Here is an 18,044-nt window from a genome sequence, read left to right as displayed (position 1 = left end):
AACGGAAATCCGGACCGGAAGCCCTTGCATCCGGTCTCAGCCGAAGCCGTGCAGGTGCCTGCCGTTGTCCTTCAGCCACTGCCGCGCGGACGGGGTCTGCGGCGCCAGATCCTGGCACAGGCGCCAGAACCGTGCCGAATGGTTCATTTCCTTGAGGTGCGCCACTTCGTGTGCGGCGACATAGTCGAGAATGTCCGGCGGCGCCAGAACAAGCCGCCAGGAAAACGACAGGCGGCCGTTGGACGCACATGAGCCCCAGCGGCTTCTGGTGTCGCGGACGCTGATCGCGGCGATCTTCGCGCCGATGGTGCGTGCGTGCTCTTCGGCGCATCGGGTCAGGTCGGCGCGGGCCTGCTCTTTCAACCAGGCGGTCACCTTGCGGGGCATGTGGTCGTCGGCGCCCGGAACAAGAAGGGCTGGCAAACGGTCCGCAGTCTGGCCTGTGGAGACAAGGCCGCGGAGCTTGCCGGTCGGCACGATGATGTGCTCCTCGCCGCGCAGGGGCACCTTGTCGCCGGCCCGGAAGGCAATGTGATCGGGCCGGTCCTGGAGGCGCTCGACCAGCCAGTCGATGTGCTGACGGGCAAAATGTTCGGCCCGGGCCAGGTTGCCGCCCTTCGGCACCGTCAGGACGGGCCCGGACTGGTCTGCCGGCAGGCGCAGCAGATACCGCTGCGCCCGCGGGTTCGCTTTCAGGCGGATGCGCACCGGCGCGGCTCCGGTGTCGATCTCCAAATGGTCCGGCAGGGCTTTCTTGCGGGAGCGTAAAAACATGATCAGGCGATGGTCCGGGCGAATCAGTTGAACCGAGTTTAGAAAATTTGGCAGGGTTTTTCGCGGCAATTCTTGGAGCCAGGCTGTCACGGTGTGTGTTTTTCCGACCCCAAACGACGAGAGCGGCGCCATGTCTGGCGCCGCTCTCGGTCTGGCCGTCCGGAGACGGGCGCGGGCAGAAGACTTATAGCGGCGCGGGGTCGCTACCGCCGCTCCGGCCGCCCTTCGCCATGAACCGGTCGAACTCTTCCTGATCGCGCGCGCGGCGCAATTCCCGAAGAAAGTCGTCGAACTCGGCGCGCATCGTATCGAGCTTGGCCCGTTCTTCTTCCAGGCGCTTGAGTTCCCGTTCGCGGTAATCGTCAAACGCGACATTGCCCGTACGCGGGTGGCCGGCAGTGCTGGACATGTTTTCGAAAGCTCCCTTCAGCGGGCTGCCCCGCCATTGATCCCGGGCGTCGCGGGCAAGGCCCTCGAAACGGTCGCCCCACAAGATATAGGCAAGCATGGCAAGGCCAAGCGGCCAGAACACCACGAACCCCAGAACCATCAGGCCGATGGTTGCCGGCGTCCAGGCAGGTTTAATCATGCAACTTTTGGCTGTTGTCATCGTCCTATCCATTTAAGACATCCACGATGTTCAGGTAGGGATTGGCTGGCAGCGCTTCAAGGATTTGTGATGTCGAACACAGGTTTCAGCCGACGGAAATTCCGGCAGGTCCCGCACCGGAAAATCTCTAAAATATTGGTTTCATGAACAAAAAAGGTCAGCCCAGAGCCGGGTGATCCGCCGATCACATCTTGGCTGAAACAAGCCAGGGAGCACTGTCCGATGGGCCTTTGACCGGCAGGCCGGGACGTTGTCGTCAGGTCAAGGCGCCCCGAAGGGCGCCTCTACGCATGTTTGTCAGATGACGGCTTCCGACAGCAGGCGGGCCTGTTCGATCCAGTTGTCCCGGGCGATGCGGCCGCGGAAATCAAGCTTGCTGTCGAGCGCCTCGATCTGGGCGGCGGTCAGGCCGGCAATCTGCCAGAAGTGGAAAATACCGGCTTCGTTGAGCGCCGATTCCAGTTTCGGGCCGACGCCGCTGATCGCCTTCAGGTCATCGGCGGCTCCGTCAGGCTTCGCCAGAAGGATGCTTTCGAGCGAACTCGGGGCTTTTTTGGCCGCCGCTGCCGGCTTTTTCGCTGCGGCGGTAGAGGGTGCCGGGGACGGTTTTTTCCGCGCCGGGCCGGCTTCCTGCGGTTTCTTGGGCAGGTTGGTGCGGTTCGAACGGATAAAGTCCATGACACGCGGCGCGATCTCGGCGCGCCAGCGCGAGCCGTTGAAGACCCCGTAGTGGCCGACATTCGGCTGCTCGTAATGCGCTTTCTTGTCGTCCGCGAGGCCGGTGCAGAGGGCATGGGCGGCTTTGGTCTGGCCGCGTCCGGTGATGTCGTCCTTCTCGCCTTCCACGGTCAGAAGCGCCGTGCGCGAAATTTTGGTGCAGTCGACCAGCCGGCCGTTGTGGGTCATCGTCCCGTTCGGCAGTGCGTGATCGATGAAGACCGCCTCCACCGTCTGCAGATAGAATTCGGCGGTCAGGTCCATCACGGCGAGATATTCGTCGTAGAAATCGCGGTGTTTTTCGGCGCCGTCGCCGTCGCCTTCGATGAGATGCTGGAAGAAGTCCCGGTGAGCGGTGACGTGCCGGTCGAGGTTCATGCCCATGAAACCCGACAGCTGCAGAAAGCCCGGATAGACATCGCGCATGAAGCCGGGATGCGGAAACGGCACCTTCATGATGACATTGTTGCGGAACCAGTCGATGCCCTTGTCGACGGCAAGGTCGTTCACGGCGGTGGGAGCGACGCGCGTGTCGATCGGTCCGCCCATCAGGGTCATGGTGGCCGGAACGTAAGGATCCTCGCGATCTTCCATCACGGCGACCGCGGCAAGGACCGGAACGGAAGGCTGGCAGACGCCCAGGATATGGGTATCCGGGCCGAGCAGATGCAGCATCGAGATGATGTAGTCGATATAGTCGTCAAGGTCGAACTTGCCGTCCTGGATGGGCACCATGCGGGCATCGATCCAGTCGGTGATATAGACATCCGCGTTCGGCAGCAGCGCTTCGACGGTGCCGCGCAGCAGTGTCGCGTAATGGCCGGACATCGGCGCGACGATCAGGATCTTCGGGTCGTTGCGGTGGGAGGTCACCCCGCGCTCGAACCGGATCATGTCGCAGAACGGGCGGCTCCAGACGGTGGTTTCCCGAACCGGAACGCGGACGCCGCTGACCGTCGTTTCTTCAAGGCCGAATTCCGGCTTGCCGTAGCGGCGGGTGGTGCGCTCCAGAACCTCACAGCCGGCTGCGACCGTCCGGCCGTAGCTGGTATGGGCGAGCGGATTGAGCGGGTTCTGGAAGTAAAGCCGCGTCATGTCCGCCATGGCCCGGAAAGGTGCCATGGTGGCGTGGTTCATTTCATAAAGGTGATAGAACGGCAATGACGCATCTCCATTGTTGAACAAACCGTTGCCAGCCCCTTCGGCAAAATTTGTGAACATGTTCCGGCTCGTCGTTATTATTTGCACCATCTATTGCATCGCAACAGGATAGCCAGCCCTGAAGCTGCCTGCAATACTGCTATTTGTTATATGTAAACGCAGCTAATTGCTCAGCATTGCAGCCAAAGTCACTTTGGCACCAAAACACTGTGCAATGCACAATACCGGATAAAACATTTAAATCAGCTTGGTAGCATTATTTTCACGATGAAGCCCGCGGGCCTCATGCGGCCAGATCGGCGACCACCGCGTCGAGCACGAAAAATCCGTCCCGGGTCGCCCGGACCCTGTTTTCCCCGATTTCTTCCACCATGCCGTGCTCCTTGAGCGCGTTCAGGCGGTTCGGGTCAAGGGATTTGTGAGCGTAGCGTTCATACCGTTTCATGTCGATGCCCTCGGTGAGCCGCAAGCCCATCAGCAGGAATTCGTCGCCCTGCTCCTCTTCGGAAAGACCGGTATTTTCAACCAGCGCATGCCCGTGCCGCTCGACTGTTTCCAGCCACGTCTCCGGATGGCGCTCCGTCGATGTCGCCAGACGGCTGGCGCCGACGGTCAGGCGGCCATGGGCGCCCGGACCGACGCCGACATAGTCGCCGTAGCGCCAGTAGACCTGGTTGTGCCGGCATTCCGCGCCGGGCCTTGCGTGGTTGGAAACCTCGTAGGCCGGCAGGCCGGCTGCGGCCGTCACATCCTGGGTCAGTTCGTAGAATTCGGCGCCGAGATCCTGATCCGGCATTTTCAGCTTGCCGGCGTGATACAGCGTATGGAACGGCGTGCCTTCCTCGATGGTCAGCTGATAAAGGGACAGATGATCGGCGGCCAGATCGATCGCCTGCCCCAGTTCCGTCTCCCAGCCGGCCGGTGTCTGGCCGGGCCGGGCGTAGATGAGGTCGAAGGACAGCCTGGGAAAGGTTGCCCTGGCGGTGTCGATGGCGGTCCGCGCCGTTTTTGCATCATGCAGGCGTCCCAGCAGTTTCAGATCGGTGTCGATCAGCGACTGGACGCCGAGCGAGACCCGGTTGACGCCGGCGGCGCGATATCCCCGGAACCGCTCCGCCTCGACGGACGAAGGATTGGCTTCCATGGAAATTTCCACGGTATCGTCCATGGTCCATCTGTCCGAGATCGCGGTCAGGATGCGCTCCACCGTGGCCGGCGCCATCAGCGAGGGCGTGCCGCCACCCAGGAACACGGACTGGACCGTCCGCTTGCCTGTCAGCTCGGCGAAATGGGCCAGTTCCCGCTCGAACGCGGCCGCAAAGCGGTCCTGGTCGACCGGCTGGTGCCGGACATGGGAATTGAAGTCGCAATAAGGACATTTGGCCGCGCAGAAGGGCCAGTGCACATAGATGCCGAAGCCGCCTTCCACTGTCTCCCGCGTGATCACGCCTATCGTCCCTTCAGGCAGCCGGCCGCGAACAATTCGAACGCGCGGGCGCGATGGGACAGGGCCGGCGTGTCCTTCGACCAGCCATGCTTGTCGGCAGAATCCATTTCGCCGAAGGTGCGCTCATGGCCGTCCGGCCGGAACATCGGATCGTAGCCGAACCCTTGCGTGCCGCGCGGCGGCCAGACAACGGTGCCTTCGATCTCGCCGCGGAAATACTCTTCGTGCCCGTCCGGCCAGGCCAGGCACAGAACGGCGACGAACGAACCGCGCCGGCGGTCCTCGGCCGTTGCGCCGGCGGATTGCAGCTTTTCCTCGATGGTGCGCATCGCCATGGCGAAATCCTTGTCCGGACCCGCCCAGCGTGCGGAATAGATGCCGGGATCGCCGTTCAGCGCTTCGACACAGAAGCCGCTGTCGTCTGCCAGGGCCGGAAATCCGGACGCCTGCGCGGACGCCCGCGCCTTCAGCGCGGCGTTGGCCTCGAAGGTCAGCCCGGTTTCTTCCGGCTCGGGCAGACCCAGATCGCCCGCCGAGACCACATCGAACCCGAAAGGTTGCAGCAGTTCGTTGATCTCGCGGATCTTGCCCTTGTTGTGACTGGCAACAACGAGTTTGCCGGGTTCCAGGATGCGATGGCTCATGGATGCACTCCTCAGAGAATGGCCATCTTCTGCAGATCGACCAGCCGGCCGATGCCGGACTTGGCGAGGCCCAGAAGCTGGCCGAATTCCTCTTCGGAGAACGGCGCGCCTTCGGCCGTGCCCTGGATTTCGACAATGCCGCCGGTGCCGGTCAGGACGAAATTGGCGTCTGTTTCGGCATTGCTGTCCTCAGCGTAGTCGAGGTCCAGAACCGGCGTGCCTTCGTAGATGCCGCAGGAGATTGCCGCGATATGGTCCTTCAGGACAGGCTTGGACACCATCTCGCGAGCCTTCATCCACTCGACGCAATCGCGCAGAGCGACCCAGGCGCCGGTGATCGCGGCCGTGCGGGTGCCGCCGTCGGCCTGGATGACATCGCAGTCGACGGAGATCTGGGCTTCGCCCAAAGCTTCGAGATCGACCACGGCGCGCAGGGACCGGCCGATCAGCCGCTGGATTTCCTGGGTCCGGCCCGATTGCTTGCCGGCGCTGGCCTCCCGGCGCATGCGGTCGCCGGTGGCCCGCGGCAGCATGCCGTATTCCGCCGTCACCCAGCCCCGGTTCTGGCCGCGCAACCAGGGCGGAACCCGCTCTTCGAGGCTGGCGGTGCACAGAACGTGCGTGTCGCCGAACTTGACCAGGCAGGAGCCTTCCGCATGCTTGGAGACGCTGCGCTCCAGCGTGATGGCACGCAGTTCGTCGGCGGCGCGTTTGGACGGACGCATGAATTTCCCTTTCAACCTTGGAGCCGGTGGAAACCGCTGGTTCCCGGCGTATTCGTTGAGGCCTTGTAGACCCCAATTTTGTCCGCCGTAAAGGGCCTGCTTCACGCGAAGACCATTTTGCGCCTATATCTTTGACAGGAAGGCTTCCGGCGGCCGCGAAAAGCACGCCCGGAACAGCGATCCCGAACCCTGGTGCTACCGGAGAACACGCCTTGAGCCTGAGCGACCTCGACAAGAGATCCCGAGAAATCTTCCGCGCGATCGTCGAGACCTATCTGGAAACCGGTGAGCCGGTCGGGTCCCGCAACGTGTCCAGGAACCTGACCGTGTCCCTGTCCCCGGCTTCCGTCCGCAACGTGATGTCGGACCTGGAACATCTGGGTCTGCTGCATGCCCCGCACACCAGCGCCGGGCGCCTGCCGACCGAAATCGGTCTGCGCTTTTTCGTCGATGCGCTTCTGGAGGTCGGCGACCTGACCCAGGAGGAACGGCGCCAGATCGACGTTCAGGTCCGGGCCTCCCAGCAGGCCAATTCGGCGGAGCAGGTTCTGACCGAGGCCAGCCAGATGCTCTCGGGCCTGTCCATGGGGGCCGGTGTCGTGCTGACCCACAAGACCGACATGCGCCTGAAGCATATCGAATTCGTGCGCATCGAGCCCGGCAAGGCCCTGGCGGTGCTGGTCAGTGACGACGGCTCGGTGGAAAACCGGGTGGTCGACCTGCCGCCCAACCTGCCCTCCTCGGCGCTTGTGGAAGCGACCAACTATCTGAATGCCCAGATCCAGGGCAGGACCCTGTCGGAGATCCGCGCCGGACTTGAAAAGGTCCGCGATGCGGATCAGGCGGAACTCGACCAGCTCAGCCAGAAGGTGATCGACGCCGGGCTGGCCGTGTGGGGAGGGGAAAGCGCCACCGATCCCGGCACGCTGATCGTCAGGGGCCGGTCCAATCTGCTCACCGATCTGGACGCGGTCGAGGATCTGGAACGCATTCGCCTGCTGTTCGACGACCTGGAAAGCAAGAAAGACCTGATCCATTTGCTCGGCCTTGCGGAAAAGGGCGATGGCGTGCGCATCTTCATCGGTTCGGAGAACAATCTGTTCTCGCTGTCGGGCTCGTCCCTGGTGCTCTCGCCGTACCGGGACGCCAGCCAGCGCATTGTCGGCGTCCTGGGCATCATCGGACCGACCCGGCTGAACTACGCCAGGGTGATCCCGATGGTGGACTACACCGCCCGGCTGGTCAGCCGGATCCTGAAATGACCGGGCCGAACCCGGCCCGCGACTGATGACACGGAAAATCTGAATGCTCTCTCCCGCCGAACTGGAACGCTATGCCCGCCACATCGTCATGCAGGAGATTGGCGGCGCCGGGCAGCAAAAGCTGAAAAGTGCCCGCGTGCTGGTGATCGGGGCGGGCGGTCTGGGCGCGCCCGTGCTGCAGTATCTTGCGGCTGCCGGCGTCGGCACGCTGGGTGTGGTCGATGACGACACCGTCACGCTGTCCAATCTGCAGCGGCAGGTGATCCACGACACCGATCAGCTCGGCGAACCCAAGGTCGCCAGCGCGGCGGAGGCGATCGCGCGGCTCAATCCGAACGTGAAAGTGAATCCGTATCCGGTCCGCATCACCGGCCAGAATGCCATGGCGCTGGTCTCGGATTATGATCTTGTGGTCGATGGAACGGACAATTTCGACACGCGGTACTTGATGTCGGATGTCTGCTTTTTTGCCGGAAAACCACTGGTGACCGCCGCTGTCGGCCAGTTCGACGGCTCTATCACCACCCTGAAGCCGTACGAGAGCGATGCGGACGGCAATCCGAAACCCACCTACCGCTGCCTGTTCCCGCAAAAGCCGCGCGACGGCCTGTTGCCGACCTGCGCCCAGGCCGGCGTTCTGGGGGCGCTCACGGGCATCATCGGTGCCATGCAGGCCATGGAGGTGATCAAGGAACTGACCGGAACGGGTGAGGGACTGGTCGGCCGCATGATCCTGTTCGACGCGCGCGCCTTCCGGATGGAAACCATTCGTTACAGGCATTCGCCGAAGAACCCGCTGAATGGCGATCATCCGAAGACCTGGGCGGAGATGCTGGAAGAGGGCTAGAGGTCGGGACCTCACCCGCCCTGGGCCTGCCTGCACGGGCCGGGGCGCGGTCGCCGCCTCTGGACAATCGGCCACGCGCACCGCATATCTGCACCAATCGTTCCGAAAATCCCAATGGCGCCTGACAGGCGCCGCCCGCCGGGAGTTGCCTCATGGCCTTGAAAGTTGCGGTCCAGATGGACCATATCGCGTCCATCAACATTGCCGGAGACAGTGCCTTCGCGCTGATGCTGGAAGCGCAGGCGCGCGGCCACGAGCTCCATCACTACACGCCCGACCGGCTGGCCATGCGCGGCGACGACATCTTCTGTGCGCTCGAGCCGGTGGAGGTGCGCGACGAAAAGGGCACTCACTTCACTCTTGGCGATCCGCAGCGGACGAACATGCGCGAGATGGACGTTGTGCTGATGCGCCAGGATCCGCCCTTCGATCTGGCCTATATCGCCGCGACCCATCTGCTTCAGAAAATTCACCCGGACACGCTGGTGGTCAACAACCCGGTGGAAGTCCGCAACGCGCCGGAAAAACTGTTCGTCACCGAATTCGCCGACCTGATGCCGCCGACCCTGATCACCCGGGACAAGGCGGAGATCGACCTGTTCCGCAAGGAATTCGGGGACATCGTCATGAAGCCGCTGTTCGGCCATGGCGGCGCGGCCGTCTTCCGGATCACGCAGGACGATCTCAACTACGGCTCCCTGTATGATTTCTTCGCCGCCACCTTCCGAGAACCCTGGGTGATCCAGCAGTTCCTGCCCAACGTCAAACACGGCGACAAGCGCATCCTGCTGGTCGACGGCGCATTCGCCGGTGCCGTCAATCGCGTGCCGGCGGCAGGCGATCTCAGATCCAACATGGTGCGCGGCGGCGCCCCGACGGACAGCGACCTGACCGAACGCGAACGCGAGATCTGTGCCCGTCTTGGCCCGTCCTTGCGCGAAAAAGGCCTCATCCTGGTGGGCATCGACGTGATCGACGGCTACCTGACCGAAATCAACGTCACCGCCCCCACCGGCATCCGCGCCGTCCGCAACCTCGGCGGCCCGGATGTGGCGGCGCAGGTCTGGGATGTGCTGGAGGCAAAGGTGAAGGGTTGAGCGATTTCCATGGTTCGACCGGTTTGCCGCTGATTTTCGGCCCGGTCCGGTTTGGTTTGGTTCGCAGTCGCCCCGCACAAGCGCAGCGCAGATCCGGGGCCTGCTCGCACCTGAGCTTGTAGAAGCGAAACCCTTTCGCTCGCCCGGAGTCCGGTTGTGAGATGAAGGAACCATGCCGCTTGCGCCTCACTCCCCCTTGCGGGGGAGAGGGCCAACAAGCGGCCTTGCCGCTACTCCGCCTTTATTCGGCGGCCTCAGGCTTGATCACTCCGCGGCGGACCTGGTCTTCCTCGATGGATTCGAACAGGGCGCGGAAATTGCCCTCGCCGAAACCCTCGTCGCCCTTCCTCTGGATGAATTCGAAGAAGATCGGTCCGATCACGGTTCTGGAGAAGATCTGCAGCAGGATTTTCGTCATGCCGCCATCGATCACGCCTTCGCCGTCGATCAGGATGCCGTGGCGCTTCATGCGTTCGATCGGCTCACTGTGGCCTTTGACGCGTTCACCGGACATCTCGTAATAGGTGTCCGGCGGGCCCGGCATGAATTTCAGCTCGTTCGCGGCCAGCCGGTCGGTGCCGGCGTAGATGTCGTCCGTGCCGACGGCGATGTGCTGGATACCTTCGCCCTTGTATTTCCGCAAGTATTCCTCGATCTGGCTGGTGTCGTCCTTGGACTCGTTCAGCGGAATGCGGATCTTGCCGCAGGGGCTGGTGATGGCCCGGCTGACGAGGCCCGTGATGCGGCCGTCAATGTCGAAGAAATGAATCTGCTTGAAGCCGAACAGGTCGCGGTAGAAATCCCACCACTTGTCCATGTTGCCGCGAAAGACGTTGTGGGTCAGGTGGTCGAGATAATAGAAACCGACGCCTTCCGGCTTCGGATCGGCTTCGCCCAGCCAGTCGAAATCCGTCGAATAGGCCGAGCCCTTGCCGCCGTAGGTATCGACGAAATAGAGCAGCGAGCCGCCGATGCCGACGATCGCGGGAACGTCCAGGGTCTTGTCGGTGCCTTCATAGGGCGTGGCGCCCTTCGAGACCGCATGGTCGAAGGCCTGTTGCGCATCGACCACCCGCCAGGCCATGGCCGGTGCGCAGGGGCCATGCATGTCGACGAAGGTCATGCCGAAACTGCCGGGTTCGGCGTTCAGCACATAGGTGATGTCACCCTGCCGGTAGAGCGTGATGTTTTTGCTCTTGTGCTTCGCGACCGGCTGATAGCCCATCTTGCGGAACAGGATGTCCAGCTTTTCCGGTTCCGGATGGGAGAATTCGACAAATTCGAAGCCGTCGGTCCCGGCCGGGTTTTCAGGCGTAATCCGGGCAGGCGGTGCATCGTGTGGAAACGGTCCCATGGTCGGTCCTTCTCTGGAAGCTCGAGTGTTGCCCCAGAATGAAAGAAAAGCCGCGCAGAGTGTGTGCAAACCACGTGTTTGCCCGTAAGGTGACGCACAATATGTGCGTAAGAACGGGAGAAGGTGCATGAATATAGCATTGGATGGCTTTGATGTGAAACTGCTGGCGGCTTTGCAAAGCAATGCGGCCCTGACCAACGCCGAGCTCGGCGACGTGATCGGCCTGTCTGCCAGCCAGGTGTCGCGGCGGCGGGCAAAGCTGGAGGAAACCGGCGTCATCCGCGGCTACCGGGCCGCGCTCGATCCCGAAGCGCTGGGCCTGACGGTCACCGCCTTCGTCGGCGTCTCGCTGGGGGCGCATTCCAGGGAGAATGCGCGCAGGTTCCGAACCATGGTGAAGGCCATGCCGGAAGTGCAGGAAGCGCACACGCTGACCGGAGACCTCGACTACATGCTGAAGATCGTGGTGCCGGATCTGAAGGCGCTGAGCCGGATCGTCAATGACGAGCTGCTGCCCCAGGAGGCGGTCCAGCACGTGCGCTCCTCGATCGCCATGGACACGCTCAAGGACGACAATCTGCTGCCGCTCGGGTAAGCGTGCTTGTTGCCGGGTGCGGAAACCTGTCCTTCCGGCCCGCGCAAATGTATGGAAGTGTCGCACGGTCTTGTCAGTCTTGCGGCAAACGCCCATGTGAAGGGACAACCGCGACTTGACCTTATGACGGAGCCTATGATGTTTGACGCAAAATCCCTGCTGGATCAGTTTCTCGGTGGCCAGGGCGGCAGTCAGGGCGATGGCCAGCGCGACAGCCGCTCCGATGGGCGCGGACGTTCCGGGGACCTGTTGTCCCAGGGCAAGGATTTCCTGTCGTCACAGGGTGGCGGCCTGGCGCTGGGCGGCCTGGCCGGCCTGATGCTCGGCTCGAAGTCGGGCCGCAAGATCGGCAAGAAGGCGGTCACCTATGGCGGGCTCGCCCTTGTGGCCGGTCTTGCCTACAAGGCCTATCAGGGGCACAAGGCCAATCAGAGCAATGCGCCGCGCCCGCAATACCCGGCCGACGAGCCGGTCCCGCTGGACGCCCCGCGCGGCACTGCCTTCGACCCGCATGAACATCCCGGTGGCGAAAACCAGATGGCCGTCGCCCTGCTGACCGCGATGATCTCCGCCGCCAAGGCGGACGGGCATGTCGATCGCGACGAACAGGACCGGATCTTCGCCAAGATCGACGAAGCCGGTCTCGACAGCGAGGCCAAGGCCTTCCTGATGGACGAATTGCGGTCGCCGCTCGATCTCGACAAGGTCGTCGCCAGTGCCACCTGTCCGGAAACGGCCGCGGAAATCTACGCCGCCTCCCGCCTTGCCATCGACCCGGACCATCCGGCGGAAAAGGCCTATCTGCAGATGCTGGCAGCGCGCCTTGGCCTGGAGGACGGACTGGTCGACGAGATCGAGCTTGCCGTGCGCGAAGCGGAAATGGCGCAGTAAGCCTGTTCCCCCGGGAACCGGATGCCGGTCCCCGGGGGAAGGCGCGCGCAGGAGCCGTTACCTTTCGGTGTTGGCCTCGATCAGCTCCATCGCGCGCTGGTAGAGGCCGCTGCCGTCGAGGCCGTTTTCATCCATTTCGGCAATCCATTTGTCTTTTGTAGGGCTTGTCGCCTCCTTCCAGCGGGCGACTTCTTCAGGTGACAGATCGATGATCACCGCCCCTTTCGCGATGGCCGCGTCCCGCGGTCCCGCGTCATCCAGCTGCATCTGCCTGCCGGCAAAACCAGAGAGTTCCAGCCCGGAGTTGGTGTCGATCACCGCCTTCAGATCGTCGGGGAGCGCGTCATACGTTGCCCGGTTCATCGCCAGCACGAAGGTCGCGGTATAAAGGGCGTCTTCTCCGAAGTCCGTGTGGTAGTCGACGAGTTCATTGATCTTCAGGGCGCCGGTGACTTCCCACGGCACCACCGTGGCATCGATCACGCCCTTGGAAAGGGCTTCCGGAACCGCCGGGATCGGCATGCCGACCGGGGTCGCTCCAAGTTCGCTGAACATGCCGTTGGTCACCCGGGTCGGCGCGCGCAGCTTGACGCCGTTCAGATCGCCCAACTATTCGATCGGCTGCTTTGAGTGGATCAGGCCGGGTCCATGGACCCAAAGACCCAGAACCTTCATGTCCTTGAAGTCCTGATCCAGCATGGTCTCCTCGGCCAGCTGCCAGAAAGCACGCGACACGGCTTCGGCATCGGTCATGACAAAGGGCAGTTCGAAGACTTCGGTCCGGGGGAACCGTCCGGGCGTGTAGCCTGGCAGGGTCCAGACGATGTCGGCAACGCCGTCGATGGCCTGGTCGATCAGTTCCGGCGGCTTGCCGCCAAGCTGCATGGCCGGGTAGTGCTGAACCTCGATCCGCCCGCCGGATTCCTCCTTGAGGCGGGCCATCCACGGTTCGAGAACGTTCTTCGGCACGCTCGCCTGGGGCGGCAGCATCTGGTGGAGCCGCAATGTGACGTCAGCGGCCAGGGCAGGGGCTGATGTGCCCGCCAGGATAAGGCCGGTTGCCACGACCGCTCCGGCGGTGGCCGATATCAGGTTCCGGTAGTTCGACATGATGTCCTCCCTTGTCGTGTATGCGGTTCTGCTGTTTTCTCCGGCGCAGGTGGTGACCCCGTTCGCTCACGCCAGTCTGACGGGCAGGTTCAAAGGCCCCCGAAATCCGAAGCCGCTCCAGACCACGTCTTCCGGCCTGTCCAGTGTCATGCCGGGAAAGCGCTCGAACAGCATCGGCAGCATGATGTCTCCGACGGTGCGCCGTGAAACATGGGCGCCCGCGCAATGATGCGGGCCGCTGCCGAAGGCCTGATGCGGCGCTTTCGCGCGAAAAACATTGAACGCCTCACCGTCTTCAAAGAGATCTTCGTCGCGGTTGGCCGACGCCTGGATGGTCATCAGCGTCACGCCTTCGGGAATGTCGATGCCGTCGATAGCGAGATCCCGGGTGGCGCGCCGGGAAGACGCCTGGATCGGCGCGACCCATCGGACTCCCTCCTCGAAAGCATCCGCCCAGGCCTCCTGTCTTTTGACTTCCTCAAGCTGGTCGGGGTTGGTCAGCAGCCCGTAGATGATGGTTGCCAGGGCATCGCGCGGCTCGTTGATGCCGCCGCCGATGGCGATCTTGATATTCGCAAACATCTGGCCCTTCGAGATCGGATCCCGCGCGTTCAGCATCACCGACAGGGCGGAATTGTTGGGTTCGGTCAGATGCCGCGGAATGCACTGCTCGAACACGGCATCCATCTCTGCATTGGCCGCGTCGGAAAGACGGAACGGTTCCTCGGCGAAGCCGAAATTTCCGGCGCCGTCGATCAGCACCTGGGACCAGCGCTGCATGTCCGCATCGCTGACGTTGTCGAGGCCGAGGACATGCGCCAGGATCCGGGCCGCGACAGGCCCGCAAAGATCCGTGAAGAGGTCGACCGTTTCGCCGCGCGGCAGACGGTCGAGATACTCGGCGGTGATTTTCCGGTAGAGATCGGCCCAGTCCGTGTCGATGACCTTCGGGGAATAGGCCCGCTGCATTGCCATGCGTTCACGGCGGTGCTCGTCACCGTCCTTTCGCATCAGGGTGTGGGCGAGGAACGCCCTGCGCATGGGCGTCACCGGGTCGTCCGAGCTGAACAGCTCCGGATCGTCCTTCACCATGCGGGTGTGTTTCGCCCTGGTCAGAAAGATCCGGTTTGCCGCCGGCACCCGCACGATCGGCGTCTCAGCCCGCATCCTTCGATAGATCGGATAAGGGTCCCGTGTCAGTTGCTCGAGGGTCAGGCTCTCGTCGACCGGTGCTGTCGCCATTTGCCATCTCCTCCCAAATCCGGCACTGGCGGACAGTAGAACGACCCTCATTAAATCAGGCAATACGATTGACTTTATGAATAGCATCGAATTTTTTGATTTAACGCGTCCTGCGCGGCTCGGAACCATCGGGAAGGAAAGTCTGATGACAAGACCGGTTGATCCAATGGCGGTCGATTTTCGCGCCCTTCAGGTTTTGATCAGCGTTCACCGGCTGCGCTCGTTCACGCGGGCGGCCGAAGAAATGGGTGTCAACCAGTCGGCCGTCAGCTACACGATCAACAAGCTGCGGGACGTGTTTCAGGACCCGTTGTTTGTCCGTCAGGCCCGCCGCCTCGACGCCACGGCCCGCTGTGAGGACATCGTTCGTCAGGCCCGGCGCCTGACCTCGGAATTCCGGCAACTGGCCGCACCGCCCGGCTTCGATCCGAGGACGGCCAGGCAGAAATTCACCATCGCCTGCAATTTTTACGAACGCGTTCTGATCATTCCGGAAATCGTGCACACCCTGACCAGGGAGGCACCGAACCTCGAGCTGGAAATCATCGATGCGTCCGGCATCGGCCATGAACGCCTGATGCGCAACGAGGCGGACCTCCTGATCGGGCCCTTCGAACGGTCCGATCCGCATTTTTACAGGCGTGACCTTTACCGGGACCGCTATGTCTGCCTGCTGGATCCGGCGCATCCCAATGCCGGCGCGCCGCTCAGTCTCGAGGACTATCTCGGCCTTGACCACGTGCTCGTCACCTATGGCGGACAATGGCGTTCGCGCTATCTGATCGAGCTCGAGCGTATGGGCAAGGACCTGAGGGTGGCCCTTCGGGTGCCGAGCCCGGCCGGACTGGAGCGTCTGGTGGCGGGATCGACCCTGGTCGCCACCGTTCCTGAACGCTTGTCGAACGCCGTCAGCGAAGGGCTTCGGGTGATGGCCTGTCCGGTCAGGACGTTGGTTACGATCGGTCTTGTCTGGACCAGCCTCAATCACCGGTCTCCCATTCATGTGTGGGTGCGCGACATGGTCTACCGGCTGAACAGCCGAAACCGGAAGGAAGGCCAGATCCAGGTATGGGAACCTTGACGCCAGCCTCCCCGGAAAAAGGCCTCAGGCGGCCGGCGGCCCCACATAGCGTGACGACGGCCGGATCAATTTGCCGGTCCGCTGCTGTTCCAGCGCGTGGGCGCACCAGCCGGCTGTCCGCCCTGCGGCGAACAGCGGTGTGAACAGGCTCCGGTCGATGCCGATGGCATCCAGCAGCACCGCTGTATAGAACTCCACATTCGTCTCCAGCGGCCGGTCAGGCTTGGCTGTCCGCAGCGCGGCAAGGGCCGCCGATTCGATCCGCTCGGCCAGCTGTACCTTCGGGTTGTCCGCGCCAAGGGCCTTCAGACCGGCTTTGAGCACATCCGCGCGCGGATCCCGGGTGCGGTAGATCCGGTGGCCGAACCCCATCAGGCGCTCCTTCCGGGCCAGGGCGCCACCGATCCAGCCGGTTGCGTTGTCCGGGTGCCCGATGGCATCGATCATGTCCAGCACCGGACCCGGGGCCCCGCCATGGAGCGGCCCGCTCAAGGCGCCCATGGCCCCCAGAACCGCCTGTTTCAGGTCCGCCTGTGTGGAGGCGATCACCCGCGCCGTGAAGGTGGAGGCGTTCAGCCCGTGATCGAGAATGGTTACCAGATAGCGGTTTAGCGCCTCCACATGGCTTTGCGGCGGCCGCACTCCAGTCAGCATCCGCAGGAGATCGGTTGCCGTGTCCAGCGTGCTGTCCGGGGCGAGCGGAGGCAATCCGGCCGCACACCTGTGAGCGGCCGCCAGCAACACCGGCAGGGCGCCCGTGATGGTGGCCGCATCGTCGGGCCGGTTCGTCTCCGGCAGCGCGGCAAGTCCGAGCTGCATGCGCTCGAACACCGACAGTCCGGGCGGGGCCTGTTCCAGCAGCGGCACCACCTGAAAAGCGGCAATGCGGGCCTGGCCGAACCCTGCGGACAGACTGTCGCTGCCGGCGATTTCCAGATCCTGCCAGAGATGCCGGACCGCCCCTTCGAACGATATTGTCCCGGCAAGATCCTCCAGGCGCTTTCCCCGCAGGATCAGGACACCGTTCTGGCCGTCGACATGGCTGAGCCGTGTGGTTGCGGCGACGATGCCTTCCAGTCCGGCGGTCGGGTCCGGTGTCATGCGGGCGGGGTTCGGCGCTTCGGTCATGATCATCTCCTTGTTTGTTCGCGCCAGATAGGAAGAACTCATTGCATTGATCAATGTTGATAAATACAATCAATGAATGAGCAAGCCGATTTATCTTTCCGCCCGCGAGGCGGCCGCCGAACTCGGCGTTCAGCCGGCAACCCTTTACGCCTATGTCAGCCGGGGGCAGATCTCGTCGGTTGCGGGACACGGCAAGCAGCGCCGTTACGACGCGTCGGATGTGCGCCGTCTGAAGGGCCGCAAGGCGGCGGAGGATCAGACCGGCAAGCGGCCCCTGACGGGCGATCCGGTTCTGGAAACCGAACTGACGCTCATCTCCGAAGACGGGCCGGTCTACCGGGGCCGGCGCGCGCGCGATCTTGCCCAGAACTCCACGCTGGAATCCGTCGCGACCCTGCTTTGGGCGTCGGAACACGACCCCTTCTCGGAGGCAGCGCCCCTGCCGCCGCCGGCCCTGCCCGCGGGCCTGGCGGCCCTTGACCGGCTGATGATGGCGCTTGCCGCATGGCCGTTGCAGGACCGGGCCGCCTACACCCAGGCGCCGCAACTGCTGCAGTTGAAGGGCGCCGCGCTGCTGCGGTATTCGGTTGCGGCGCTGCTGGACGCGAAGCCGGTGGCCGTTCCGGTCCACACACAGATTGCCACTGCGTTCGGCGCGGGCACTGCGGCGAAAAACGTGATCCGGGCTGCCCTCGTCCTGTGCGCGGATCATGAGCTCAACACCAGCGCTTTCGCGGCCCGCTGCGCTGCCTCGACGCGGGCCCCTCTTCACGCGGCTCTGATTTCCGGACTTGGCGCCTTTGCCGGTCCGCGCCACGGCGCCGCGTCCGATCGGGCGACGGCCTGGCTCTCAGACATAACTCCGGAAACCGATATCGAGTCCGTTCTTGCAGACCGCCTCAGCCGCGGTGAAACCCTGCCCGGTTTCGGTCATGTCATTTATGGTGAAAAGGATCCGCGCGCCGAGTGCCTTCTGGACGTGCTTTACCGTGGTGAACCGGACCATCCGTTCGTGCGGCGCCTGCCCGGACTGATCGGTGTTGCCCGGGATCTTTTCGGCGTGGCGCCGAACATCGATCTGGTGCTGGCTGCGCTTCAGAAGACCTACGACCTGCCGAAGGACGCCGGCAAGATCATTTTCTGTGCCGCGCGCATGACCGGCTGGATCGCCCATGCGCTCGAGCAATATGCCGCCCCGGAGCAGATCCGCCCGAGGGCGGCCTATGTGGGCGAACGGCCGGAATAGTGCCGGCAAAGACTTGCCGGCACTGGCGCGTGACGGCGGAAAACGGCGCGCAACGCTTGAAAACCCGGCGATCAGGAGCTATTTCAAGTCAGCGCATGTGATGCGCGAACATG

The 18,044-nt window shown here is 63.3% G+C and carries 16 protein-coding genes and 1 pseudogene; 7 read left to right on the top strand and 10 right to left on the bottom strand.

Annotated features, from left to right (window positions below; all coding sequences use genetic code 11):
- Positions 1-36: 36 nt before the first annotated feature.
- The 6 genes from AC0VX3_RS01205 to rph form a co-directional block, all read right to left on the bottom strand.
- On the bottom strand, positions 37-774 hold the full coding sequence (locus AC0VX3_RS01205) for a M48 family metallopeptidase (RefSeq protein WP_475523199.1): 738 nt from the start codon (positions 772-774) through the stop codon (positions 37-39).
- A 184-nt stretch (positions 775-958) separates the two neighbouring features.
- Positions 959-1,363 carry a DUF2852 domain-containing protein gene (locus AC0VX3_RS01200; protein ID WP_348144711.1) on the bottom strand — a complete coding sequence of 135 codons (405 nt, stop codon included), beginning with the start codon at positions 1,361-1,363 and terminating at the stop codon, positions 959-961.
- A 318-nt stretch (positions 1,364-1,681) separates the two neighbouring features.
- On the bottom strand, positions 1,682-3,262 hold the full coding sequence (phaZ, locus tag AC0VX3_RS01195; protein WP_475523198.1) for a polyhydroxyalkanoate depolymerase: 1,581 nt from the start codon (positions 3,260-3,262) through the stop codon (positions 1,682-1,684).
- A 283-nt stretch (positions 3,263-3,545) separates the two neighbouring features.
- Positions 3,546-4,709, bottom strand: coding sequence for a radical SAM family heme chaperone HemW (gene hemW, locus AC0VX3_RS01190; protein ID WP_475523197.1), 1,164 nt, complete (start codon positions 4,707-4,709; stop codon positions 3,546-3,548).
- A gap of 2 nt (positions 4,710-4,711) precedes the next feature.
- Positions 4,712-5,353, bottom strand: coding sequence for an RdgB/HAM1 family non-canonical purine NTP pyrophosphatase (gene rdgB, locus AC0VX3_RS01185; protein WP_475523196.1), 642 nt, complete (start codon positions 5,351-5,353; stop codon positions 4,712-4,714).
- Positions 5,354-5,364: 11 nt separating this feature from the next.
- The gene (rph, locus tag AC0VX3_RS01180) at positions 5,365-6,078 is read right to left on the bottom strand and encodes a ribonuclease PH (RefSeq protein WP_475523195.1); all 714 of its coding nucleotides are present in this window, start codon (positions 6,076-6,078) and stop codon (positions 5,365-5,367) included.
- 179 nt (positions 6,079-6,257) lie between these two features.
- Between rph and hrcA the strand changes: the two genes are divergently transcribed.
- The 3 genes from hrcA (at position 6,258) to gshB (ending at position 9,284) form a co-directional block, all read left to right on the top strand.
- Positions 6,258-7,340: a heat-inducible transcriptional repressor HrcA gene (gene hrcA, locus AC0VX3_RS01175; RefSeq protein ID WP_475525115.1), complete on the top strand. Its 1,083-nt coding sequence runs from the start codon at positions 6,258-6,260 to the stop codon at positions 7,338-7,340.
- A 43-nt stretch (positions 7,341-7,383) separates the two neighbouring features.
- Complete coding sequence (locus tag AC0VX3_RS01170) at positions 7,384-8,187, top strand: HesA/MoeB/ThiF family protein (RefSeq protein WP_475523194.1); 804 nt, start codon at positions 7,384-7,386, stop codon at positions 8,185-8,187.
- Between the two features lie 152 nt (positions 8,188-8,339).
- Positions 8,340-9,284: a glutathione synthase gene (gshB, locus tag AC0VX3_RS01165; RefSeq protein ID WP_475523193.1), complete on the top strand. Its 945-nt coding sequence runs from the start codon at positions 8,340-8,342 to the stop codon at positions 9,282-9,284.
- A gap of 241 nt (positions 9,285-9,525) precedes the next feature.
- Here the strand turns inward: gshB and hppD are convergent, their stop codons facing one another.
- A complete protein-coding gene (hppD, locus tag AC0VX3_RS01160; protein ID WP_475523192.1) occupies positions 9,526-10,638 on the bottom strand; it encodes a 4-hydroxyphenylpyruvate dioxygenase in 1,113 nt (370 codons plus the stop codon).
- 127 nt (positions 10,639-10,765) lie between these two features.
- Here hppD and AC0VX3_RS01155 point away from each other — a divergent pair, with 127 nt between their 5' ends.
- Both AC0VX3_RS01155 and AC0VX3_RS01150 read left to right on the top strand, forming a co-directional pair.
- Positions 10,766-11,233 carry an Lrp/AsnC family transcriptional regulator gene (locus AC0VX3_RS01155; RefSeq protein ID WP_348144733.1) on the top strand — a complete coding sequence of 156 codons (468 nt, stop codon included), beginning with the start codon at positions 10,766-10,768 and terminating at the stop codon, positions 11,231-11,233.
- 138 nt (positions 11,234-11,371) lie between these two features.
- On the top strand, positions 11,372-12,124 hold the full coding sequence (locus tag AC0VX3_RS01150; protein ID WP_475523191.1) for a tellurite resistance TerB family protein: 753 nt from the start codon (positions 11,372-11,374) through the stop codon (positions 12,122-12,124).
- Positions 12,125-12,181: 57 nt separating this feature from the next.
- Here AC0VX3_RS01150 and AC0VX3_RS01145 read toward each other — a convergent pair.
- Together AC0VX3_RS01145 and AC0VX3_RS01140 are read right to left on the bottom strand one after the other, a co-directional pair.
- Positions 12,182-13,114: pseudogene (locus AC0VX3_RS01145) on the bottom strand (TRAP transporter substrate-binding protein).
- Between the two features lie 186 nt (positions 13,115-13,300).
- Positions 13,301-14,476, bottom strand: a complete 1,176-nt coding sequence (locus tag AC0VX3_RS01140) for a cytochrome P450 (RefSeq protein WP_475523190.1) — start codon at positions 14,474-14,476, stop codon at positions 13,301-13,303.
- A 145-nt stretch (positions 14,477-14,621) separates the two neighbouring features.
- Here AC0VX3_RS01140 and AC0VX3_RS01135 point away from each other — a divergent pair, with 145 nt between their 5' ends.
- Complete coding sequence (locus tag AC0VX3_RS01135) at positions 14,622-15,557, top strand: LysR family transcriptional regulator (protein WP_475523189.1); 936 nt, start codon at positions 14,622-14,624, stop codon at positions 15,555-15,557.
- Positions 15,558-15,581: 24 nt separating this feature from the next.
- Here AC0VX3_RS01135 and AC0VX3_RS01130 read toward each other — a convergent pair whose 3' ends face one another.
- The gene (locus tag AC0VX3_RS01130; RefSeq protein WP_475523188.1) at positions 15,582-16,685 is read right to left on the bottom strand and encodes a citrate synthase/methylcitrate synthase; all 1,104 of its coding nucleotides are present in this window, start codon (positions 16,683-16,685) and stop codon (positions 15,582-15,584) included.
- A gap of 76 nt (positions 16,686-16,761) precedes the next feature.
- Between AC0VX3_RS01130 and AC0VX3_RS01125 the strand changes: the two genes are divergently transcribed.
- Positions 16,762-17,931, top strand: a complete 1,170-nt coding sequence (locus tag AC0VX3_RS01125; RefSeq protein WP_475523187.1) for a citrate synthase — start codon at positions 16,762-16,764, stop codon at positions 17,929-17,931.
- Positions 17,932-18,044: the final 113 nt, after the last annotated feature.

It is taken from the genome of Roseibium sp. QJM3NY_11, from assembly GCF_056173175.1.
The sequence above is the reverse complement of the archived record's forward strand: the minus strand, read 5'-3'. Positions and strand labels throughout refer to the sequence as shown.